This is a genomic window from Mesorhizobium sp. NFR06 (assembly GCF_900115245.1).
Classification (GTDB): Bacteria; Pseudomonadota; Alphaproteobacteria; order Rhizobiales; family Rhizobiaceae; genus Mesorhizobium.
This window is the reverse complement of the sequence record NZ_FOVT01000001.1, coordinates 371,873-391,312: the sequence shown is the minus strand read 5'-3', so window position 1 is coordinate 391,312 and position 19,440 is coordinate 371,873. Positions and strand designations below refer to the sequence as shown.

Annotated in this window: 15 protein-coding genes; 6 read left to right on the top strand and 9 right to left on the bottom strand. The window is 64.0% G+C overall.

Annotation, left to right across the window (positions count from 1 at the left end):
* Positions 1 to 260: 260 nt before the first annotated feature.
* The 3 genes from F3H96_RS01845 to F3H96_RS01835 all read left to right on the top strand — a co-directional run bounded on the left by F3H96_RS01845 (position 261) and on the right by F3H96_RS01835 (position 4,304).
* Positions 261 to 2,168, top strand: coding sequence for a propionyl-CoA synthetase (locus tag F3H96_RS01845; protein ID WP_149790222.1), 1,908 nt, complete (start codon positions 261 to 263; stop codon positions 2,166 to 2,168).
* A 121-nt stretch (positions 2,169 to 2,289) separates the two neighbouring features.
* On the top strand, positions 2,290 to 3,369 hold the full coding sequence (locus F3H96_RS01840; RefSeq protein ID WP_149790221.1) for an acyltransferase: 1,080 nt from the start codon (positions 2,290 to 2,292) through the stop codon (positions 3,367 to 3,369).
* 221 nt (positions 3,370 to 3,590) lie between these two features.
* On the top strand, positions 3,591 to 4,304 hold the full coding sequence (locus F3H96_RS01835) for a metallophosphoesterase (RefSeq protein ID WP_244619875.1): 714 nt from the start codon (positions 3,591 to 3,593) through the stop codon (positions 4,302 to 4,304).
* Between the two features lie 106 nt (positions 4,305 to 4,410).
* Here the strand turns inward: F3H96_RS01835 and F3H96_RS01830 are convergent, their stop codons facing one another.
* Positions 4,411 to 5,382: an NmrA/HSCARG family protein gene (locus F3H96_RS01830; protein ID WP_149790219.1), complete on the bottom strand. Its 972-nt coding sequence runs from the start codon at positions 5,380 to 5,382 to the stop codon at positions 4,411 to 4,413.
* Here F3H96_RS01830 and F3H96_RS01825 point away from each other — a divergent pair.
* Positions 5,381 to 6,469 carry a LysR family transcriptional regulator gene (locus F3H96_RS01825; RefSeq protein ID WP_348530042.1) on the top strand — a complete coding sequence of 363 codons (1,089 nt, stop codon included), beginning with the start codon at positions 5,381 to 5,383 and terminating at the stop codon, positions 6,467 to 6,469. The two genes, F3H96_RS01830 and F3H96_RS01825, sit on opposite strands and share 2 nt — an antisense overlap.
* A 97-nt stretch (positions 6,470 to 6,566) precedes the next feature.
* Here the strand turns inward: F3H96_RS01825 and F3H96_RS01820 are convergent, their stop codons facing one another.
* The 6 genes from F3H96_RS01820 to F3H96_RS01795 all read right to left on the bottom strand — a co-directional run bounded on the left by F3H96_RS01820 (position 6,567) and on the right by F3H96_RS01795 (position 14,139).
* Positions 6,567 to 8,948 (bottom strand): polysaccharide biosynthesis tyrosine autokinase, encoded by a 2,382-nt coding sequence (locus F3H96_RS01820; RefSeq protein WP_149790218.1) that lies wholly within the window; start codon positions 8,946 to 8,948, stop codon positions 6,567 to 6,569.
* Between the two features lie 167 nt (positions 8,949 to 9,115).
* Positions 9,116 to 10,012, bottom strand: coding sequence for a UTP--glucose-1-phosphate uridylyltransferase GalU (gene galU, locus F3H96_RS01815; RefSeq protein WP_149790217.1), 897 nt, complete (start codon positions 10,010 to 10,012; stop codon positions 9,116 to 9,118).
* Positions 10,013 to 10,039: 27 nt separating this feature from the next.
* Entirely contained in the window at positions 10,040 to 11,026 is a 987-nt protein-coding gene (locus F3H96_RS01810) for a glycosyltransferase family 2 protein (RefSeq protein ID WP_149790216.1), read from the bottom strand.
* Positions 11,016 to 11,954 (bottom strand): glycosyltransferase, encoded by a 939-nt coding sequence (locus F3H96_RS01805; RefSeq protein ID WP_149790215.1) that lies wholly within the window; start codon positions 11,952 to 11,954, stop codon positions 11,016 to 11,018. Before F3H96_RS01805 ends, F3H96_RS01810 begins: the two co-directional genes overlap by 11 nt.
* Entirely contained in the window at positions 11,954 to 12,943 is a 990-nt protein-coding gene (locus tag F3H96_RS01800) for a glycosyltransferase family 2 protein (RefSeq protein ID WP_149790646.1), read from the bottom strand. The genes F3H96_RS01805 and F3H96_RS01800 overlap by 1 nt, the downstream gene beginning before the upstream one ends.
* A gap of 26 nt (positions 12,944 to 12,969) precedes the next feature.
* Positions 12,970 to 14,139 (bottom strand): glycosyltransferase, encoded by a 1,170-nt coding sequence (locus F3H96_RS01795; RefSeq protein ID WP_149790214.1) that lies wholly within the window; start codon positions 14,137 to 14,139, stop codon positions 12,970 to 12,972.
* Positions 14,140 to 14,336: 197 nt separating this feature from the next.
* On the opposite strand from F3H96_RS01795, the gene F3H96_RS01790 reads away from it, so the two are divergent.
* Both F3H96_RS01790 and F3H96_RS01785 read left to right on the top strand, forming a co-directional pair.
* The gene (locus F3H96_RS01790; protein ID WP_149790213.1) at positions 14,337 to 15,833 is read left to right on the top strand and encodes a lipopolysaccharide biosynthesis protein; all 1,497 of its coding nucleotides are present in this window, start codon (positions 14,337 to 14,339) and stop codon (positions 15,831 to 15,833) included.
* 45 nt (positions 15,834 to 15,878) lie between these two features.
* The gene (locus F3H96_RS01785; protein WP_149790212.1) at positions 15,879 to 16,901 is read left to right on the top strand and encodes a phosphoribosyltransferase; all 1,023 of its coding nucleotides are present in this window, start codon (positions 15,879 to 15,881) and stop codon (positions 16,899 to 16,901) included.
* A 28-nt stretch (positions 16,902 to 16,929) separates the two neighbouring features.
* Here F3H96_RS01785 and F3H96_RS01780 read toward each other — a convergent pair whose 3' ends face one another.
* Entirely contained in the window at positions 16,930 to 18,009 is a 1,080-nt protein-coding gene (locus F3H96_RS01780; protein ID WP_149790211.1) for a glycosyltransferase, read from the bottom strand.
* Between the two features lie 101 nt (positions 18,010 to 18,110).
* Entirely contained in the window at positions 18,111 to 19,331 is a 1,221-nt protein-coding gene (locus tag F3H96_RS01775) for a glycosyltransferase family A protein (protein ID WP_188131255.1), read from the bottom strand.
* Positions 19,332 to 19,440: the final 109 nt, after the last annotated feature.

The following is a 19,440-nucleotide window of genomic DNA, read 5'->3' as shown; positions in this document are numbered from 1 at the left end:
AACGGGCGCCGACGGCGTTCGAGCGCCATCGGAAGGCGCTTGCCGCTGCCATCCTGATCGCCGGCGGCGTCGGGCTGATGCTGGCGGCGCTGCCGCTCTAAGCCGGTTTCGAGTCGCGGACAGCGACAGCGGACGCCTCCGCCGCCGGAGGCGCCGAACAGGGGTGTTTGCCGCAATTCCGGACGGAAACCGTTTCGCACTTTTCCCGGAATTGCTCTAGGCTATTCCCAGACGGCAGAATGTCCTGGGAGGAAAGCCGAATGGCCTCACGCTATCATGAAGTCTATGCCGGCTGGAAACGCGACCCCGTAGGGTTCTGGGCCGAAGCGGCCAAGGCCATCGACTGGTATTCGCCGGCCGAAGCCGTCTTCGACCCGAGCGCCGGCGTCTATGGCCGCTGGTTTGTCGGCGCCTCCTGCAACACCTGCCACAACGCTGTCGATCGCCATGTGGCGGGCGGCCGCGCCGACCAGCTGGCGCTGATCCATGACAGCGCGATCACCGGCATGGTGCGCAAATTCACCTATGCCGAACTGAAGCGCGAGGTCGTTGCCCTGGCGTCGGTGCTGCGGCATCGCCGCATCGGCAAGGGCGACCGCGTCATCATCTACATGCCGATGGTGGCGGAAGCGGCCATTGCCATGCTCGCCTGCGCGAGGCTAGGCGCCGTGCATTCGGTGGTGTTCGGCGGCTTCGCCTCGCATGAACTCGCCACGCGCATCGACGACGCCAAGCCCAAGCTGATCATCACCGCCTCCTGCGGCCTCGAACCCGGACGCGTCGTCGCCTACAAGCCGTTGCTCGACAAGGCGATCGAGATGTCGAAGCACAAGCCGGACGCCTGCCTCATCCTGCAGCGCGAGCAGCTGCGCTGCGAAATGAAGGACAACTACGACTTCGACTATGCGGACGCAGTCGCCCGTGAACGGGCGGCCGGCGCCAATGTCGACTGCGTGCCGGTGCTGGCCACCGATCCGCTCTACATCATCTACACCTCCGGCACGACCGGACAGCCGAAAGGCATCGTGCGCGACAATGGCGGCCATATGGTCGCGCTGAAATGGACGATGGACAACGAGTTCGGCGTCAAGCCCGGCGAAGTGTTCTGGGCGGCGTCGGATGTCGGCTGGGTGGTCGGCCATTCCTACATCGTCTACGGGCCGCTTTTGCATGGCTGCACCAGCGTGCTGTTCGAAGGCAAGCCGATCGGCACGCCGGATGCCGGCACCTACTGGCGGGTGATCTCGCAGCATGGCGTGGTGGCGCTGTTCACCGCGCCGACCGCGTTCCGCGCCATCAAGGGGCAGGATCCCAAGGGGGAGTTCGTGTCGAAATACGACCTATCGAAGTTCCGTACCCTGTTCCTCGCCGGCGAGCGCGCCGATCCCGAAACGATCAAATGGGCGGAGCAGAAGCTTGACCGGCCGGTCGTCGACCATTGGTGGCAGACCGAGACCGGCTCGCCGATGACGATCAACCCGGCGGGCCTCGGGCTCCTGCCGGTGAAATACGGCTCGCCCGGCGTGCCGATGCCCGGCTACGACATCCGCATTCTCGACGATGCCGGTCATGAGGTGCCGCGCGGCACGCTCGGCAATGTCGTGGTCAAGCTGCCGCTGCCGGCCGGCTGCCTGCCGACGCTGTGGAACGCCGATGCCCGCTTTCGCCAGGCTTATCTCGAAGAGTTCCCCGGCTACTACAAGACGGCCGATGCCGGGATGTTGGACGAGGACGGCTATCTATATGTGATGGCCCGCACCGATGACATCATCAATGTCGCCGGCCATCGGCTCTCGACCGGCGCCATGGAAGAGGTGTTGGCGGCCCACCCCGATGTCGCCGAATGCGCGGTCATCGGCATTGCCGATGCCATGAAGGGCCAGGTGCCGCTGGGCTTCGTGGTGCTGAACGCGGGCGTGTCGCGCGACACCGGCGCGATCGAAAGCGAGGTCGTGGGGCTGGTGCGCGAGCGGATCGGCCCGGTGGCCGCCTTCAAGACCGTGGTGACGATCAAGCGGCTGCCGAAGACGCGCTCCGGCAAGATCCTGCGCGGCACGATGCAGAAGATCGCCGACAAGGAAGAATGGACGATGCCGGCGACCATCGACGACCCCGCGATCCTCGACGAGATCACGGCGGCGCTGAAGGGTCGCGGCATCGGGGTGTAGTCGCCCAGCAGACGGCCGTTAAGGACGAATTCACGAATTTGTCCCGCACTGCAATCGCGTGTTGTGCAACGCAACAATAGACTTTAAAGTTTGCATTGGGGGGCCATACCGAAGGCACGGCATGGCTCAGCACAAGACGACATTCGGCGGTGTCGACATTCTGCGATTCCTGGCTGCCGTCATGGTGATGTTCTATCATTATGGCTTCTGGGTCTGGGCTTTCCCCGACGGCGTTTCGGCGCGCGCCACCGGCGGTATGCCGCCCCATCCCGAAATGGCCTTTGCTGGCTCCGGCTGGGTCGGCGTGCAGGTGTTCTTCGTCATCAGCGGCTTCGTCATCGCCTTCAGCGCCGAGAACTCGACGCCGCTGAAATTTTTCGAGGCGCGCTTCAGACGGCTGGTGCCGGCGGTATGGGTGTGCGCGCCGATCTCCGCGATCGTCCTGCTCATGGTGGGTCTCTCCTGGCCCACGGACGCCGTGATCCGCCTCGTCCGCACAGGGCTGTTCGTGCCTTTCGAGCCATGGGTGGACAGCGTCTACTGGACGCTCGGCATCGAGATTGCGTTCTATGCCATCGTCTGGGTCCTGCTGCGGCTCGGCCGCTTCGACCTGATGGAAACGGTCGCCATCGTCATCGGCCTGGTCAGCGCGTTGTTCTGGGGCCTCTATTTCGCTTTCGGCTGGACCGATCTCGCCGAGACGCGCTGGCTGCAGCTGATGCTGGTTCATCATGGCGCGTTCTTTGCCGTCGGCGTGCTTCTATGGCTGATGCGCTTCAAGGCGGTGACCATGCCGCGCCTCGCCTTCACAGCCCTGTTCCTGTTGGCCGGCGTGCTGCAGATCGCAAGCTCTATCGACGTGCACAGCGCCAAGGTGGAAGCCTCCATGCCTTATGCGCCGCCAATCGTCATCTTTCTCGCGGCTGTGGCGCTGATGGCGTGGTCTCTGCGCCTCGACCTTTCCTGGCGCGGCTGGCGGCGGATCGGATTGATGACCTATCCGCTCTATCTCATCCACGACGTCGTCGGCGCCGCGATGCTCGGCGCCCTGACGCGCGCCGGCGTGCCTTACCTTGCCGCGATCCCGGCCGTTGGCGCGGCCATGATCGCGGTGAGCTGGCTGGTGGCGGCCGAGGCCGAGCCGCGTATCCGGCTGCTGCTCGACCACACGCTGTTCCGCTATCGACTAAAGGCCGCCTGACGGGCTGTCGATCGATCGCGTTTCAGCGACGGCCAAAGCAATTCCTGGAAAGAACGAGGCAGTTTTTCCGCCAGGAATTGCGAGATAAGCACGCCGGTGTGGAATTGTTTGCATTCGGCATGATATCGAGGCGCAAATCAGTGCGAGTATCCGAGCCTCAATCCGTGAACCTGTTCCAACGATCGAGACGTCCTCGACCCGCGCCGCGCGAGCGCCTTGTCATGGATATGCGCGACACGGTTGTCTACGCGATCGGCGACGTGCATGGCTGCCATGACGAACTGCGCGCGCTGGAACAAAAGATTCAGGTCGACGCGCTGCGGTTCCGCGGCCGCAAGGTCATCATCATGCTGGGCGACTATATCGACCGCGGACCGCATTCGCGCCGCGTGATCGAGCATTTGATGGCATCGCCGCCGAAAGGCTTCCTGCGCGTCTGCCTGGTGGGAAACCACGAAGTCGCGCTGCTCAGCTATCTCGACGGCTACCTCCCGCGTGAACCCTGGCTTGGCTATGGCGGGCGCGAGACCTTGTTCTCCTACGGCGTCGACCCCGACCATCTGGCAAGCCTCTACGGTTCGAGCGAACAGGCGGACGCGCGCATCCGCGAGGCCATTCCGGCCAGCCATGTCGACTTCCTGCGCACGCTGCCGGCGATGGTCTGCTCCGAGCAGTTCGTCTTCGTGCATGCCGGCATCCGGCCCGGCATCGCGCTCGAGGCGCAGGACGAGGGCGACCTCACCAATATCCGCGAGGAGTTCTTCCAGGCGGCGCACCGCCTCGACCGGTGGGTGGTGCACGGGCACACGATCGTGGATTTTCCGGCCCTCGACGGGCGTCGGCTCGACATCGACACCGGTGCCTTTCAAACGGGGAGGCTGACCGCGCTCAGGATCGTCGGCAAATACGGCAGGCTGCTGTCTTCCGGAAATTAACGAAGAGCGCCTTGGAGCGCTCGGACCGCTCCAAATGTTCCTTACGCAGACTCCGGACGGGCGAAACACCCTGCCATCGTGTCGCGAACGCCAGCCTCCGCCGCTCTCAGGCCCGCGTAAGCTCGGCCTCGGCTGCGCCATAGGACAGCAGGTCGCCTTGCCATTTGCTGCGCTTGAGGAACTGTTCCCAAGTCAGAGCATTCGGATCGATCTTCCGACTCCAGGTCAGGTCGCGCCCGGGTGCATAGTAGCCATATTCGACAGCGTATTCGACCATGCCCACCAACTCGCGCACGAGATGCTCGTTGCCGGCGAAACCCGGAAAGTGGCGCAGCAAGTCCTCGCGTGAGTACGCAGAAGCATAGCGCGCGCGCCTTCCTGTGACGCGCGCAAACGTGTCCACCATTTGCTGCGCCGAGATAAACTCCCCGATCACCGGCAGGACTTCGCCGGCGTAGCGCGCCGGGTGATCGAAGATTTCGCGCACCGCCGGACCGGCCGCGGTGAGCGGGTCGCAGAACGGCATGGGAATATCCGGCGGCAAGTATATGGCGAACGTTATGCCGTCCCGCCCGCTCTGCGGCACGTAGTACTCCAGGAAGTTGGTGTAATAGAACGCCAGGTACACAAACGAGGCGCGGACGGGCAAGCCGCGAATGTAGTCCTCAACCTTCGCCTTGTCCGTGAAATGCGGCGCCCACACGGTGCCGCCGGTGATTGCTTCGACATTCTCGAGCCCGCTGAAGACCACGTGGTCAACGCCCGCGGCCACCGCCGCATCGGCCAACTCCTTGCCGAGGTCAAATTCGGGTTCCGCCGGCGGCACCTTGACGATGGGCGGCGTCATCAAGAATGCCCCGGCCGAGCCTTTCAGTGCTTCGGCCAGTTCGGCCTGCCTGCCGAGCTCGAGGGGCGCCACCATCACTTCGGCACCCTTCTTCGCCAAGGCTTGCGCCGGTTGGCTGTCGAGACGGCGCGTCAGGGCGCGTACGCGGTAGCGCCCACTGTCGAGCAAGGAGTTGGCTACGCTGCGGCCCTGCTTGCTCGAGGCCCCAACAACGGTGATCAGAGGTTTCATGCTGGTTATCCTGGTTTGGGGGCGAAACCGCTTCCGCCCCGATTTGACCACGACGGGCTTGCCAAGCGCCTCCGAGTGTCTGGCTCCAGCAAGAAGTCTCGGCTACCCGAAGGTATTTTTGAAATCGTATAAATGTTCAGCTACTATCCATTGCATGGATACCAAGCGCCTGGATCTCAATCTGTTGGTTACCCTGGAGACGCTGCTGATCGAGCGCAACGTCACGAAGGCGGCTGCCCGACTGCATCTGAGCCAGCCAGCGGTAAGCGCCCAGCTAAACCGCCTCAGGCAAGAGTTCGATGACCAACTGCTGATTCCGGCCCAGCGAGGGATGACGCCGACGGTCAAAGCAATGGAGTTGCTCGATCCGTTGCGCCAAACCCTTGATCAGGTTCGCGCCACGCTCACCTCGCATCGGAACTTCGATCCGGCAAAGGCCAAGCTAACCTTCGCAATCGCTTGCACAGACTATCTGCAAGCTGCCGTGATCAAGCCGCTCGTCGTGGAACTCAGGGCGCGGGCGCCCGGTGTTCGCATCGCGATACGCAATCTGGACGTGCCGCAGTTGGAAGCACAGATGGCGCGCGGCGATGTGGATTTGGCGCTGATGACGCCGCAAGACGCCCCGCCAGGTCTTCGCACCCGACATCTGTTCGATGAGCGCTATGCGCTCATCGGCCGCCGGAAGCATCCGCGGCTCCGGGAAGGAATCACGATCGCTGAATTTGCCCAACTGGAGCAGGTGATCGTATCCCTGGACGGCGGCGGATTCGTAACGCCGGTGGACAGCGCTTTGGCCGCTTTCGGACATAAGCGTAACGTGGTGCTTTCCGCGGCGTCGTTCCTGTTCGTCCCCGAGATCGTGGCCAACTCGGACTTCGTCGCGCTGGTCCCGGAGCGGCTGGTGCGTGGCTCGGCGGCCAAGCTCGACGTCATGGACTGTCCATTTCCCGTTGAAGGTTTTGCAGTGGGAATGGTGTGGCATGAGCGCGGTCACGGACACAGCGGCCAGCGCTGGATCCGCGAGGCTATCGTCTCGCTTGTCGCTCGTGAATCCTCGTCTCAGACGCATGATCGTCACAGATAGACGAGTTCGACGTTTCCCAGAAACGCAGAACCGCTATCCCTTTGCTCGAGCCGGGAGTCCGGACGGAAAACCGGTTCCGCATTTTCCTAGAATTGCTTCAGGCCGCCTGCCTGGCGCGCTGGTCGGACTTCTCCAGATAGTAGGTCGAGTAGCGGTCGAAGAACTTTTCCGAGCCGCCGAGCGAGCCGTATTTCGCCAGTTTCTTCAGGTCGACCTTGTTGAGCACCGCGCCGGTCACCTTGTTGGCGATATAGGGTTCCGATTCCAGCATCGAGCGCACCATGGCGCGTGGCGTGCGGCCCCATTCGGTGACCAGCACGAAGCCATCGACCAGCGGCGCGAAAGCCTTGGCGTCGACAACGGGCCCGAGCGGCGGCAGGTCGACGACAATGTATTCGAACGTCTCCTTGGCGTTGTCGATGAAGCGCCGCATGCCGGCAGAGCCCAGAAGCTCGCTGGTGTGCGAGAACTGGCCGCGCAGCACGGCCGGAATGATCGCAAGCTTGGTCTGGCGGTCGACCTTGCCGACCGACTGCCAGGTCTGGCCGTTGACCACCGCTTCCATCAGGCCCTGTTCGGCCTCCATGCCGAGGCTGCGGCTGAGGCCTGGATTGCGCAGGTCGGCGTCGATGAGCAAGGTCTTGGCGCCGTTGGCGGCAAGCAGCCCCGCGAGATTCGCGGCCACCGTCGACTTGCCTTCGCCGGGCAGCACCGAAATGACGCCGATCACCCGGCTGCCACGATCCTCCATCACGACGTCGAAGGCGATCTTGGCGTTGCGCAGCGTCTCGGCGAACATCGAGGCCGGAGCGTCGATGCTGACACGCATGCGCGCCCGTCTCTCAGCCGCAGAAAGACTGGCCACCTTGCCGTCGGTCGGCACGTCGTCGGCCTTGGCATCCCTGGCCTTGCCGCCGCCGATCGTCGGCAGATAGCCGAGGAATTTCAGGCCGATGCGGTCGCGAATGTCCTCGCCCGTCCTGAAGAAACGCTCGTTGAACTCGTTGAGGCCGCCAAAGCCGGCGCCAAGCATCAGGCCAAGCACCAGCGACAGCGCCAGCACGCGCAAGGTGCGTGGGCTGGAGGCCGTGAGCGGCATCGTCGCGTCGGAAATGATGCGGACCTTGCCGACCGGGAAGGACTGCTGCTGCGAGGCTTCCTCATAGCGGCTGAGGAAGGTCTGGTAGAGCGTGGTCAGCGCCTGCGCCTGCTGGTCGAGCTCCTTCAGCTTCACCTGCGACTGGTTGTCGATGGAGCTCTTGCCGGCGGCGGTTGAAATCTTGTCGCGCAGCGCCGTCTCGCGCGCCTGCGCCACTTCGAAATCGTTGCGGTAGCTTTCGGTGAGCTGCTTCAGCTGGCCGAAGATCTGCGCCGAGACATCGGCTTTTTCCTTGGCCAGCGCCACCGCCTGCGGATGATCCTTGCCGAAATTCGACTCGACGTCCTGCAGGCGCTTGGCGATGGCCAGATAGCGGGTCTTGAGCGCGATGATGACCGAGCTGCTCGGCTGGTCGGCGCCGATGGCCGAATCGTTGAAAGCGCTTTCGGAGCCGCTGTCGACGATCGCCTTGTATTGCTGATAACGGGCGCTGGCGCGCGCCGTATCGGCCTGGGCGACAATGAGCTGGGCGTTGAGATCGGCAAGCTGCTTGTCGCTCAGCAACTGGCCGTCGCTGTTGGCGGACAGCCCATGTTCGGCCCTGAATTTCTCGACCGCCATCGCGGCATTCTGCGAGCTTTCCCGCAACTCGGTGAGCCTGCCCTGCAGCCATAGGGCCGCGCGTTCGGTGGCGTCGAAGCTGGCGTTGAGCTGGTCGGCCAGATAGGCATCGGCATAGGCCTTGGTGATGGCCGTGGCCAAGCCGGGATCCGGCGCCTGGTAGCCGATGGAAATGACGTAGCTGCGGCCGTTGCGCTGCGCCAATACCTCGCTTTGCAGCTTCAACACGGCATAGTCATGCGTCGCCGTTTTGATCATGGCCTGGCGCGTCGCCTCGTCGACATTCTCGATGCCGGGGATTTGATCAGCCGAGCTGCTGCGGAAATAGCCGACCACGCCGCGCACGAAGCCTATGCCTTTGGCCAGCGCCGATTGCGGCGGGTCCATGAAGGCCGGGTTCTGGTCGAGCTTCAGCTTGTCGACCACCACCGATGCCAGGCGCGCCGAGGTTAGAATCTCGATCTGGCTCAGCAGGGAAGCGTCGGTCTGCATGGTCTGCGACGCGGCCGAGATGTCGTCGACGACCTTGTTCAAGCCCTCGTCGATCAGGACGCTCGCCACGGACATATATTGCTTGGGGGTGGTCTGCAGATAGATCAAGCCCAGGAACAGGCCGATGACGGCGCAGACCGCCACCACCTTGGCCTGTCGGGCGGCCATGCCAAGCAGACGTTCGACATCGATGAAGTCTTCACCCTTTTCCGGATCGGCGTTGGGCAACGGCATCCTCTTGTCGAGGGGGAAGTTGGCATAGTTCATGTTCGGTCCAATTCCAGGTTGCAGGCGCTATCGGCCTTGGTAGATCGGCGTCGTGACCAGAAAAGACCGCGCAACGTTGTTGCCAGGATGCGCCGGGCCCGCAGGCCCGGGCGCAGGTGTGGCAGTCGCGCCATCGCGAGTTCGCATATGCACCCGAAAAATGGGCATTATGCGGCTACTTCCCGGCGCTCATGCGACCGGACGAATTGCTGCAGCATCTCCAAGACAGGCCCTTTCATGTCGTCGCGGGCCAGGGCAAAGGCGATGGTGGCTTCGATGAAGCCTTCCTTGGAACCGCAGTCGAACATGCGGCCCTCGAAAGGCTGGGCGTAAAACGGCTGGCTCTGAGCCAGCCGCACCATGGCGTCGGTGAGCTGGATCTCGTTGCCGGCGCCGCGCTGCTGGTTGCCGAGCAGCGCAAAGATTTCCGGCTGCAGCACATAGCGGCCGTTGATGTAGAAGTTCGACGGCGCGTTGGCGGGCGCGGGCTTTTCGACCATCGCCGTGACCTTGAAGCCGGAGCCGACCTCGTCGCCGCGGCCGACAATGCCGTATTTGCTGGTTTCGGACGGGTCGCAACGCTCGACGGCGATGACATTGCCGCCGGTCCGCTGGTAAAGGTCGACCGTCTCGGCAAGGCAGCCGCGCGTGCCGAAGGACACCATGTCGGGAAGCAGCAGCGCGAAGGGCTCGTTGCCGATCACGTCGCGCGCGCACCACACGGCGTGGCCGAGGCCCTGCGGCGACTGCTGGCGGATGAAGCTGGTGGCGCCGGCCACCGGAAGCAGGCTTTCCAGAGACTGCAACTGCGCCTTCTTGCCGGTCTGCTCCAGCGTGCCGATCAGTTCAGGATGCAAGTCGAAATAGTCCTCGATGACCGCCTTGTTGCGGCCGGTGACGAAGACGATGTGCTCGATGCCGGCCTCGAACGCCTCGTCGACGGCATATTGCACGACGGGCTTGTCGACGACGGGCAGCATTTCCTTCGGCATCGACTTGGTCGCCGGCAGGAACCGGGTTCCGAGCCCCGCCACCGGGATGACTGCCTTCCTGACTTTCTGCATCTGATATTCCTTCTGAGAAGATCGATTCTACCTATCGCCGGCTACCAAAAAATTGCCCGCATGCTTCATCTCCCCGCCCCACGGCAAACTGCGCCGCAACCTTCTGAGCCGGACCGCGATCGGCATCGACATATGCCCGACCGCCGCCGGATCCCTGAGCGCCGTGCCTATCGCCTTGAGCGGCGCACGCGCCTTGATGTGCTGAACCAGGGCCAGGAACGACGCCGCCTTACGCAGGCTGCGGCCGCGCCTGGCGAAGGCCGCCTGGGCTCTGCCGTCCATTGGAAATGCCGCCGCGAATGCGGCGTCGGCCCTGGTCATCGCCTCGACATGATGCAATTCGAGCACGCGCGAGATCGAGCCGGTGCGGATGTGGTAGACATAGCCGACGCTCGGCTCGACCGCGCAGCGACCGCCGCTGGCCAGCGCGCTTGCCAGAAGGATGTAGTCCTCGCCGATGCGCAGTTTCTCGTCGTAGCGCAGCCCGTTGTCATCGAGAAACCGCCGCTGGAAGATCGGCTTGAGATAACCGAGATTGAAGCGCGACTCGAAGACCAGATTGCCGGCGATGTAGTCGGCAAGCGAGATTTCGCGCAGGCCTTCGAGATAGCCGGCCGGGAACATGGTGTCGTCGGGCGTGCCGTCCTCGCGCACGACCTGGACATTGTCGACGGCGATCTCGGCGCCGGCCGCTTCCGCCCGCGCGATCATCGCCGCCAGACGGCCGGGAAGGACGGCATCGTCGGAATCGAGCACCGCCACCCAGCGGCCCCGGGCAAGGTCGAGGCCGGCATTCCTGGCGCCGCCCGGGCCACGGTTTGCCGGCAGCGCCACCACCTTGACGATATCTTCCGGATAAGCGCGCGCCACATCCAGCGTGCCGTCGCGCGACTGGTCGTCGACGACGATGACCTCAACGGTCACACCGCATTGCGCGATCGCGCTGGCGATGGCGCGGTCGAGGGTAGCCTCGGCGTTGTAGGCGGCGATGACGAAGCTGACGTCAGGCTGCACGCTTGTTCCCTTGCTCTGGCGAAGTGAGCCCGTACTGGCGGATTTCGCGGATGCCGACCAAACCGCTGACGACACCAACGTGCATAATGCCGCGCAGCACGCTGCGGTTCCGCCGCACCGGGCTGATCGCGGTCAAAATGGCCATGCCGAAGCAAAAAGCGGCCTTCACGGAAGCGAGACCGACCTGTCCGGCGCGGCGCACGCCACCAGTGCCGTGGCCGATCAGGTGGCCATGCGTCTGGCCGAAGCGGAAGCGGCGCCGGCGCAGCCAGTCGAAGCCGGCCCTGGCACGCGGCACGACCTCGTCGACGAAGGCATGCGGCGCAAAGGAGATGCGGCCTCCGGCCTTCACCATGGCATCGAAGAACTCGGTATCCTCACCGCCGGTCTGGCCGCGCGCCAGGCTGAAGCGCCGGCCGCGCAGGCTGCCATCGGTCGTTCTGAGAAGCACATTGCAGGTGTAGCCGGTGCGGATCTCGCCGCGCACCCAAACCGGCAAGGTCGAGTGGAAGTCGCCCTTTCGCATCCAGTCCGGCGCGTCCTGGCGATAATGCGCCCGCACCGGTCCGAGCACTGCCGCGGCGCCCGTGGAATCGGCCGCCGCCATCAATTCGACCAACCAGCCGGGTGACACCGTCTCGTCGTCGTCGATGAAGGCGACGAAGTCGGAAACGCTGGCATCGAGGCAGGCGTTGCGGGCGATCGAGATGTTGCGCGCCGGCGCGTGGCGATAGCGGATAGGCAGCGCCAACTCCTCGGCCAGCGCCTTCACCAGCTTCTGCGCGCTTGGCTCATCGTCATTGTCGGCAATGACAATGCCGATCTCCGCGTCCGCCGGCTTCGCCAGCGCAGCGATAGAGCGCAGCGTATCGGCCAGTTCCGGCCGGCGGAAGGTGCAGATGCAGATGTTGATCGAGCGTCCGGCCATCACGCCACCCTACGCAGCGATCGCGGTGTCAAAAGCTGCTGCCAGAAGCCGACCGACCAGCCGAAATGCATGACCATCGCCGAGACCCCGGCCAGCGCGATGCCGGCATTGCGCTGGCGTATCGCCGTCACCAGGCCGTAGCCCAGGCACACCGCCGCCCACAGCAGGAAAGGCACTGCCGCCAGCCAGTGAACGAAGGAGAACAGGGCTAGCAGCACCACGGGCGCCACCAAAAGCGGGATCATCTGCCGCACCTTCGGCACCATGCGGTGTTTCAGGACGTTCTTGGCGCGGCCGCGGCCATAGCCGAGATACTGGAAATAGAGGCTCTTCAGGGTCGAGCGCGGGTAGTAGACCATCTGCGTCCTGCCGCTCATCCAGATCCCGTAGCCGGCCCGGCGGAGGCGGTAGTCAAGCTCGGCGTCCTCGTTGTGGCTGAAACTCTCGTCATAGCCGCCGACGTCGTTGAAGGCGGCGATGCGCATCAGCGCGTGGTGGCCGTGGTCTACCCACTCGCCCTCGGACATGTGCCGATGCTTCGAGCCGCCGGTGCCGAGCTTGGAGTTCTGCGCCGCCGCGACTGCCTTCTGCACGGCGCCTGTGCCGGCGGTCAGCATCGAAACGACGACCGAATCAGCGCTGGTGGCGAGGGCTTCCTCGACCAGCCGGTCGCAGTAATCGTCCGGATAACCGCCATGCGCGTCGATACGAATGACGTAGTCGGCGCCGGCGCCGAAAATCCCCACCGCGAGATTGATGGCGGCGCTCTGGAGACGTTTCGGATTGGCGAGCAGGGTGACCCGGGGATCCCTCGCCACGACCTCTTCGACGATGGCTTGCGTGCCGTCGGTGCTGCCACCGTCGGCGACGATGATGCGGCCGCCAAGCCGTGCCGCCGCGGGGCGCAATTGATCGAGCAGGCCGCCGATATGGGCGACCTCGTCAAGGCAGGGAATGACGATCAGGATCGATCCGACGGCCTGCGTCATCGGCTTTTGTTCATCCTGCGGCGCCATTACGCCGCCTCCGCCGCAAAAGTGGAAGGCATGGCTGCGAGGCCGCGCAGCTTCTCGACGAAGGCCGCGCAATCGCTGCGGTCGTAGCTCCAGGTCCTCGGATTGCGGGCCAGCACCCGCGACTTCAGGCCGCGATATCGATCCTGATCCATCCTGCCGAGCATCGCCTCGATGCCTTCGGGCGTCGCCTCGGACAGAAGAACGCCGATATCCTGCCCCTTGAGGAACCTGCCGGTCTCGGTGTCCGCCATCGAGATCGGCACGGCGCCGAAGCGGCAGCCTTCGTAGAGGCGGTTGGGAAGCAGCCACTCGGAATTCTGGCCGGCTTCGAAGAAATCGATCGCCCAGGAGAAATGCACCTGCCCGTAGATTGCCGGCATATCCTCCGGGTTGCGGTAAGGCCCGAGGAACGAAAGCCATGGCTCCGCCTCGACGAAACCATGAAAGTCGGGAAATTCGGTCAGCGCCGGACGGCCTCTGAGCACGACCTCGAAACGTCCCGCCTGCCGGCGGGTGAAATCGGCCAACAGCTCCAGCGAGCGGCGGCAGCGCAGCGCGCCAAACCAGCCGATGCGCCAAGGCGGCGTCACCGGGTTGTCGTCCTCGAAAGAATGCTGTGCGGCGACCGGCGCGGTCTCGAAATATTTGTTCTCGATCAGTTCGACCGGCGCGACGATCTGCCCGAACGGCTCGAAATAATTGGCGATGAAGGCGGGCGAGCTCGTCACCAGGAGCTTGACGTCGCGGGCAAGGCGACGCTCGGCGCCGCGCAGCGTCCTGCCGACGAAATCGTTGCGCAGCACCAGGCGATGGATGTCCAGGCATTCATAGACGATCGGCACGCTCGTCCCGAGCGCGCCGTTGGCGCGGCGGGCCAGCGCCAGCATTTCGAGGTTGCGCGCGATGATGAGATCGGGTCTGGGCATGGCGCCTAGTTTCGCGCCGATCGACACGGCCGCCCTGGCGACCGCACCGATGCGCTGCGCGAATCGGCCGTCGCGCGTCGCGCCAAGGTCGACAGGCTCGATACCCTCGATCTCGGCGACCGGGCCGGTGGTGCGGCGGAAGCCCGCCAGGGTGACCCTGGCGCCGCCTGCCTTGAGCATCTGCACCCTCCGGCGCACTGCCGGATCGGATACGTCATGCACAAGGTACAAGACATGCAGCATGAAACTCGACCGCTGTTGGGCCCACCCATCGGGGATGCTAGTACAGCTCTTGCTGCATCGCAACAATTTTGGTGCGGCGTAGCAAATGCCCGCACAATTTTTGTTGCACTGCAAAAACGTCTTGCAGTAACCTATGCGTGGCGGCGGGCGCCGGTCGCGACGATGTCGGGCCGATGCAAGATCAGGAATCCTGAATTTTGGAAACCAGTGCATTCGATCCGCCTGAGGGCTCTTTGCGCAAGTCGGTCGGACGCGGCGCGGTCGTCACCGCGATGGCGCAAGGCGTGCGGGTGGCGACGCAGATTATCTCCGTCATCGTGCTGTCACGGCTTCTGTCGCCGCAGGATTTCGGCGTCGTCGCAATGTGCGCGCCGGTGCTCGCCTTCATCGCGCTGTTCCAGGATTTCGGCCTGACCCAGGCGACGATCCAGAAGACCGGGATCCGCCACGAGGAGGTTAACTACCTCTTCTGGATCAACGTGGCGGTGAGCGCGGTCCTCGCCTGCGTGCTGGCCGCCTCGGCGCCCCTGGTCGCCACCTTCTATGGCGAGCCGCGCGTGACGAGCCTCGTCGCCGCCTTCGGCCTGCAGATCATAGCCTATGGCCTGGGAGCCCAGCACGTGGCCCTGCTGACCCGCCGCATGGAGTTCACGCGGCTAGCCGTCATCGACATCGCCAGCGCGATCGCCGGTGTCGCCGTTTCGATCGCCTGGACCTTCATCGATCGCTCCTACTGGGCGCTTTTCGCCGGCACGCTGGCAAGCGCCGTGCTGCCGACGCTATGCTACTGGTACTCATCCCGCTGGCGCCCCGGCCTGCCGCACAAGGTCAATGGGATCAGCGCGCTGATCAATTTCGGCGCCGGCATCACCGGCTTCAATTTCGCCAATTTCTTTGCCCGCAACCTCGACAATGTGCTGATCGGCAAATACTGGGGCGAGGCGCAGCTCGGCCTCTACGACCGCGCCTACAAGCTTTTGCTTTTCCCGCTCAGCCAGATCACCAATCCGCTGTCGAAAGTGATGGTGCCGGCGCTGTCGCGGCTGAAGGACGAGCCGGACCGCTACCGCAGCGCCTATCTGCGCGTCATGCCGCTGATCCTCCTGGTGGCGCTTCCGGGTGTCGCCTTCGCCACCGCCATGTCCGATACGCTGATCCCCTTCGTGCTCGGCGAGCAATGGCGCGGCAGCGCGCCGATCTTCCTGGCGCTCGGCTTTGCCGGACTGCTGCAGCCGCTGAACAACCCCGCGGGATGGCTGTTCGTCAGCCAGGGCCGGTCCGGCGATTTCATGCGCTGGGGCATCATCACCGCCATAACCTCGGTGCTGGCCTTCGCCATCGGCCTTCCTTACGGGGCCCTCGGCGTCGCGGTCGCCTACGCGATCAGCGAATATATGCGCACGCCGTTCCTGTGGCTCTATGTCGGCAAGAGCGGACCGCTCAAGGCGAGCCATGTGCTTCACGCGGCAACACCCTTCGTGCTCGGCGCGCATCTGGCGTTCGGGGTGGTCTGGCTCGCCAAGCCAATGCTGCAGGCGCCGCCGGTCGTCGCGCTGGCCGGCGGCGTGGCGCTCTCCTATGCCGCCACCATTGTCGTCGCGCTTGCCTTCAGCGCCGGCCGCGAGACGCTTCGCGAGGCATTGCGGCTGATCCCGGCACGGGGATTGCTCGCGGCTCCGAGCGCGGTGAAATGAGCCCGCTCGGCTCGCGACACGCTGATCTCAGGACAGGATAATCGCATGAACTACCGATCGATTGCAGACATGAACGACGCGATCGTGCGCAACCTGCATCGGTTGCCGCGCGACATCGACCTGGTCGTCGGCGTGCCGAGGAGCGGCATCCTTGCCGCGACGCTGGTCAGCCTGACGGCAAACATTCCGATGACCGATCTCGACAGTTTCCTGGCCGGCAGGATCTATACGTCGGGGATCACGAAACGCTGGGCGGGCCTCGACCGGCAAGCCTCCGAGATGCGCAAGATCCTGGTGATCGACGACAGCATCATCGGCGGCACCGCCATGCGCGAAGCGCGCGAGAAGGTTGCGGCCAGCGGCATCGAGGGCGATTTCATCTTCGCCGCCGTATTCGGGCTGTCGCTGCAGCACGAGGAAACCGACATGGTCTTCGAGGCCGTGCCGCATCCCAGGATGTTCCAGTGGAATTTCATGCACCACGTCTTCCTCGAACAGTGCTGCGTCGACATTGACGGCGTGCTTTGCCTCGATCCGACCGAGGAGGAAAACGACGACGGCCCGGCCTATGAGAAATTCCTCGCCGAGGCGCGGCCGCTGCTCGGACCGACGCGCAAGATCGGCTGGCTGGTGACGAGCCGACTGGAAAAATACCGCAAGCTGACCGAGGCGTGGCTTGCCGGTCACGGCATCAAACACGATCATCTCATCATGCTCGACCTGCCGAACAAGGCCGAGCGGCAGCGGCTCGGCGCGCATGGCAGCTTCAAGGCCGAGTTCTACCGCAAGTCGGACGCCATCCTGTTCATCGAGAGCGAGCACGAGCAGGCGATGAAGATCGCGAAGCTTTCCGGCAAGCCGGTGCTGTGTGTCGAAAGCAACATGGTGAGCCTCCCCGACCCGCTGTCGCTGCCGGCGCTCCAGCAGGCGGCGCGCAACCTTCCGGCGCGGCTCCGGCAAATCAATTCGCTCGACGGGCGAAAGCAAGCCGTCAAGGCGACCGCTCGCGCGCTGCTCGGCGAGCGCGGCTACGAGGCGCTGAAGAATCGGGTGAAGCGCCCGGCATAAGCCCTCTTCCAGGAACTCTTCCGCACGCCTACGCGGCGCGGCGGGCTCCTTGCCGTGACGCTCTTTCGAGCAGATCGAGAAACACCACCAATTGCCGCGCCGGATCAAGTTCCGGGCGTTTGGAGAAGGCGAGAGCGGCAGCCGAGAGCCGTTCGTATTCCTGGCGATCGTTCCACAAACGCCGCACCGTCGAAGCCCAGTCGGCAATCGGAGCGTCGTAGTCGAGCACCACGCCGCCGGGACCGATGGCTTCGGGCAGGCCGCCACGGCGCGATCCGACGACGGGGATGCCGCTGCAATGCGCCTCGGATGCGACGCGGCCCCAGGCCTCCTCCCATTTGCTCGGAGCAAGCAGGATCCTGGTGCGGCCATAGACCGTCTTCATGTCGTTGGTGCGGTTTTCCAGCCTGACGTTCGAAAGCGGCGCGAGGGTCTTCTCGACGCGCGCACGATGGTCGTCGTCCAGCTTCCAGCTTTCGACAAACAGGAACGGAACCTCCGGGCAGGCGGCCGCGATCCGCACCGCCGTTTCGAAACCCTTCTCCTCATAGGGATTGATCATGGTGACGAATTCACCCGTCGTATGCGTGCAGTAGAGAGCTTCATTGATGGTCGGCGGGAGAACAGTGGAATCGATGCCGAATTTTTCCTTGTAGGTGCGTGCCGTGAACTCCGAATTGGCGATGTATAAAGCCGAATGCAGCTCGCGCGGATCGCCGGCGAGTTCGTGAAATTCGACGTTGTGAAGGTAGACCACCAGCGGCACCCCTTCGGCCAGAAGCGCCTTTCCGAGCAGGACGGACTTGTGGCACTGCACGACGGCGACGTCAGGTCTGGTTTTCTCGACAGCGAAGCCGGCCGCGTCCCAGGGAAACCAGGCGCGCATCACCGGATAGCCGGGAAAATTGTCGACGACCGCGGGCTGCCGCAACAGCTTCATCTTGGCGCGCGCCTTGAAGCCGAACATGCCGTCGCCGAACAGCGAAGCGAGGACCGATGCCTGGTGGCCGTGCTCGATCAGCTGTTCGACCAGATGGTGGGTGTTGGATTGCACGCCGCCGGTGAACTCGGGAATATATCCGTTGCCGCTTGCAAAAAGCACTTTCATTGTCCTGCTCCTAATTCGGCCCGCCGGACGAGCATCCGCGATTTGCGCCCACAGGCGGTCCGCCGGCGTCGGCGCTCAATTGCGGAAGCGCCCACGCCCAATCAGCTTGCACCGCGCACCGATGGAAGCTTCGACGTCATTGCCTGATACAAGCGGCCGACCGAGGCTGAAAGCGACAGCGTCGAGTACTCCCGCAACAACTTCGATGCCGGGATCACCTTGCCCGCCTTCAAGTCCCGCGCCAAGTAATGCGGGAAGGAGTGCATGTATTCCCTGACGATGTCGGTCTTGAGGGGTCCCGGCTTCCAGGCCTTCACCGCGGAGACGAATTCGTCGGCAGGGGCGGTCGCCAAACCCGTGTCGTAGGCTTCGAACGTACGCCGCACGATGGCGCGTTCCTTGTCGCTGAGGGACGTCTTTCCGGCTCGTTCGGCAAGCATGGCGTAGCGGCGGATATCTTCGGCCGCATGGTGCCAGAGCCCCTTCCTGGCCATGATGCTCGAACGCTGCAGCAGTGCCTGCATCTCGAGATCGGCCGCCTTCGGCAAGGCCTGCTCCGAGCGATCGAGATACTCATGCAGATCGACCGACTTGTAGATTTCTTCCATGATCACCCGGTCGTATGAGCCCCAGGCCTTTATCCTGTTGGCATAGGAAATGACGACCTGGGTGCTGCCGCGAACCATGTCATGCTGGCGCTGGAAGAACATGAGGCCATCGACCCTGACGCCTTTGAACCGCCGCGCAAGCCTCAGCATCATCTCGTAGTCCTGCGACCGGACCAGGTTTTCGTTGAAGCCGCCCACTTCGTCGTAGCATTGGCGGCGCACCAGCAGACCCGGCTGATGGACGTGGCAATATTCGAGATGGGACGGGAAGAAATTGTCCTGGTTGACGTGACCGAAGGCGACGGTCTCGTAACTCTGGTCCTCGATCTGGGCCGACTGCCGGAAACGCGCATATTCGCCGAAAGCGAAATCGGCTGTCGGCTCCCGCGCGAACGCAGCCAGAAACCGTTCGAGCGCCGTCGGATGCGCGACGTCGTCGTCGTCGAATATCCAGACGAAATCCCCCTTGCAGTGCTTCAGGGCGAAGTTCAGCGCCGTCGACTTGCCGCCATTCTCCTTGCGGTAATATTCCACCGGCGCGGCGAAAGTTGCCGCCACGGCGCCGGTATTGTCCGTCGAGCCGTCGTCGACGATCAGAATCTGATCCGGCATCACAGTCTGCCGCAGCAGGCTGCCGATGGATTCGGGCAGGAACTTCTCCCTGTTGAAGGTGGGGACGATGACGGTGACCGTCGGTTTGCGCTGGGCAGCCATTGGTGACCTCATACTATTGCCGATGCGCCGCTTGCCGGCGTGGTTTCACAAACATGGCGATGGCTGGACTGAGCATCGCCCATTGTCTCGGTTCGTCCTTCGGTCGCGC

Bases quoted from the DNA above. Each gene is read 5' to 3' on its own strand.
- F3H96_RS01845 (WP_149790222.1), top strand. From the start codon at position 261: ATGGCCTCACGCTATCATGAAGTCTATGCCGGCTGGAAACGCGACCCC.
- F3H96_RS01840 (WP_149790221.1), top strand. From the start codon at position 2,290: ATGGCTCAGCACAAGACGACATTCGGCGGTGTCGACATTCTGCGATTC.
- F3H96_RS01835 (WP_244619875.1), top strand. From the start codon at position 3,591: ATGGATATGCGCGACACGGTTGTCTACGCGATCGGCGACGTGCATGGC.
- F3H96_RS01825 (WP_348530042.1), top strand. From the start codon at position 5,381: ATGCTGGTTATCCTGGTTTGGGGGCGAAACCGCTTCCGCCCCGATTTG.
- F3H96_RS01830 (WP_149790219.1), bottom strand. From the start codon at position 5,382: ATGAAACCTCTGATCACCGTTGTTGGGGCCTCGAGCAAGCAGGGCCGC.
- F3H96_RS01820 (WP_149790218.1), bottom strand. From the start codon at position 8,948: ATGAACTATGCCAACTTCCCCCTCGACAAGAGGATGCCGTTGCCCAAC.
- galU (WP_149790217.1), bottom strand. From the start codon at position 10,012: ATGCAGAAAGTCAGGAAGGCAGTCATCCCGGTGGCGGGGCTCGGAACC.
- F3H96_RS01805 (WP_149790215.1), bottom strand. From the start codon at position 11,954: ATGGCCGGACGCTCGATCAACATCTGCATCTGCACCTTCCGCCGGCCG.
- F3H96_RS01800 (WP_149790646.1), bottom strand. From the start codon at position 12,943: ATGACGCAGGCCGTCGGATCGATCCTGATCGTCATTCCCTGCCTTGAC.
- F3H96_RS01795 (WP_149790214.1), bottom strand. From the start codon at position 14,139: ATGCTGCATGTCTTGTACCTTGTGCATGACGTATCCGATCCGGCAGTG.
- F3H96_RS01785 (WP_149790212.1), top strand. From the start codon at position 15,879: ATGAACTACCGATCGATTGCAGACATGAACGACGCGATCGTGCGCAAC.
- F3H96_RS01780 (WP_149790211.1), bottom strand. From the start codon at position 18,009: ATGAAAGTGCTTTTTGCAAGCGGCAACGGATATATTCCCGAGTTCACC.
- F3H96_RS01775 (WP_188131255.1), bottom strand. From the start codon at position 19,331: ATGGCTGCCCAGCGCAAACCGACGGTCACCGTCATCGTCCCCACCTTC.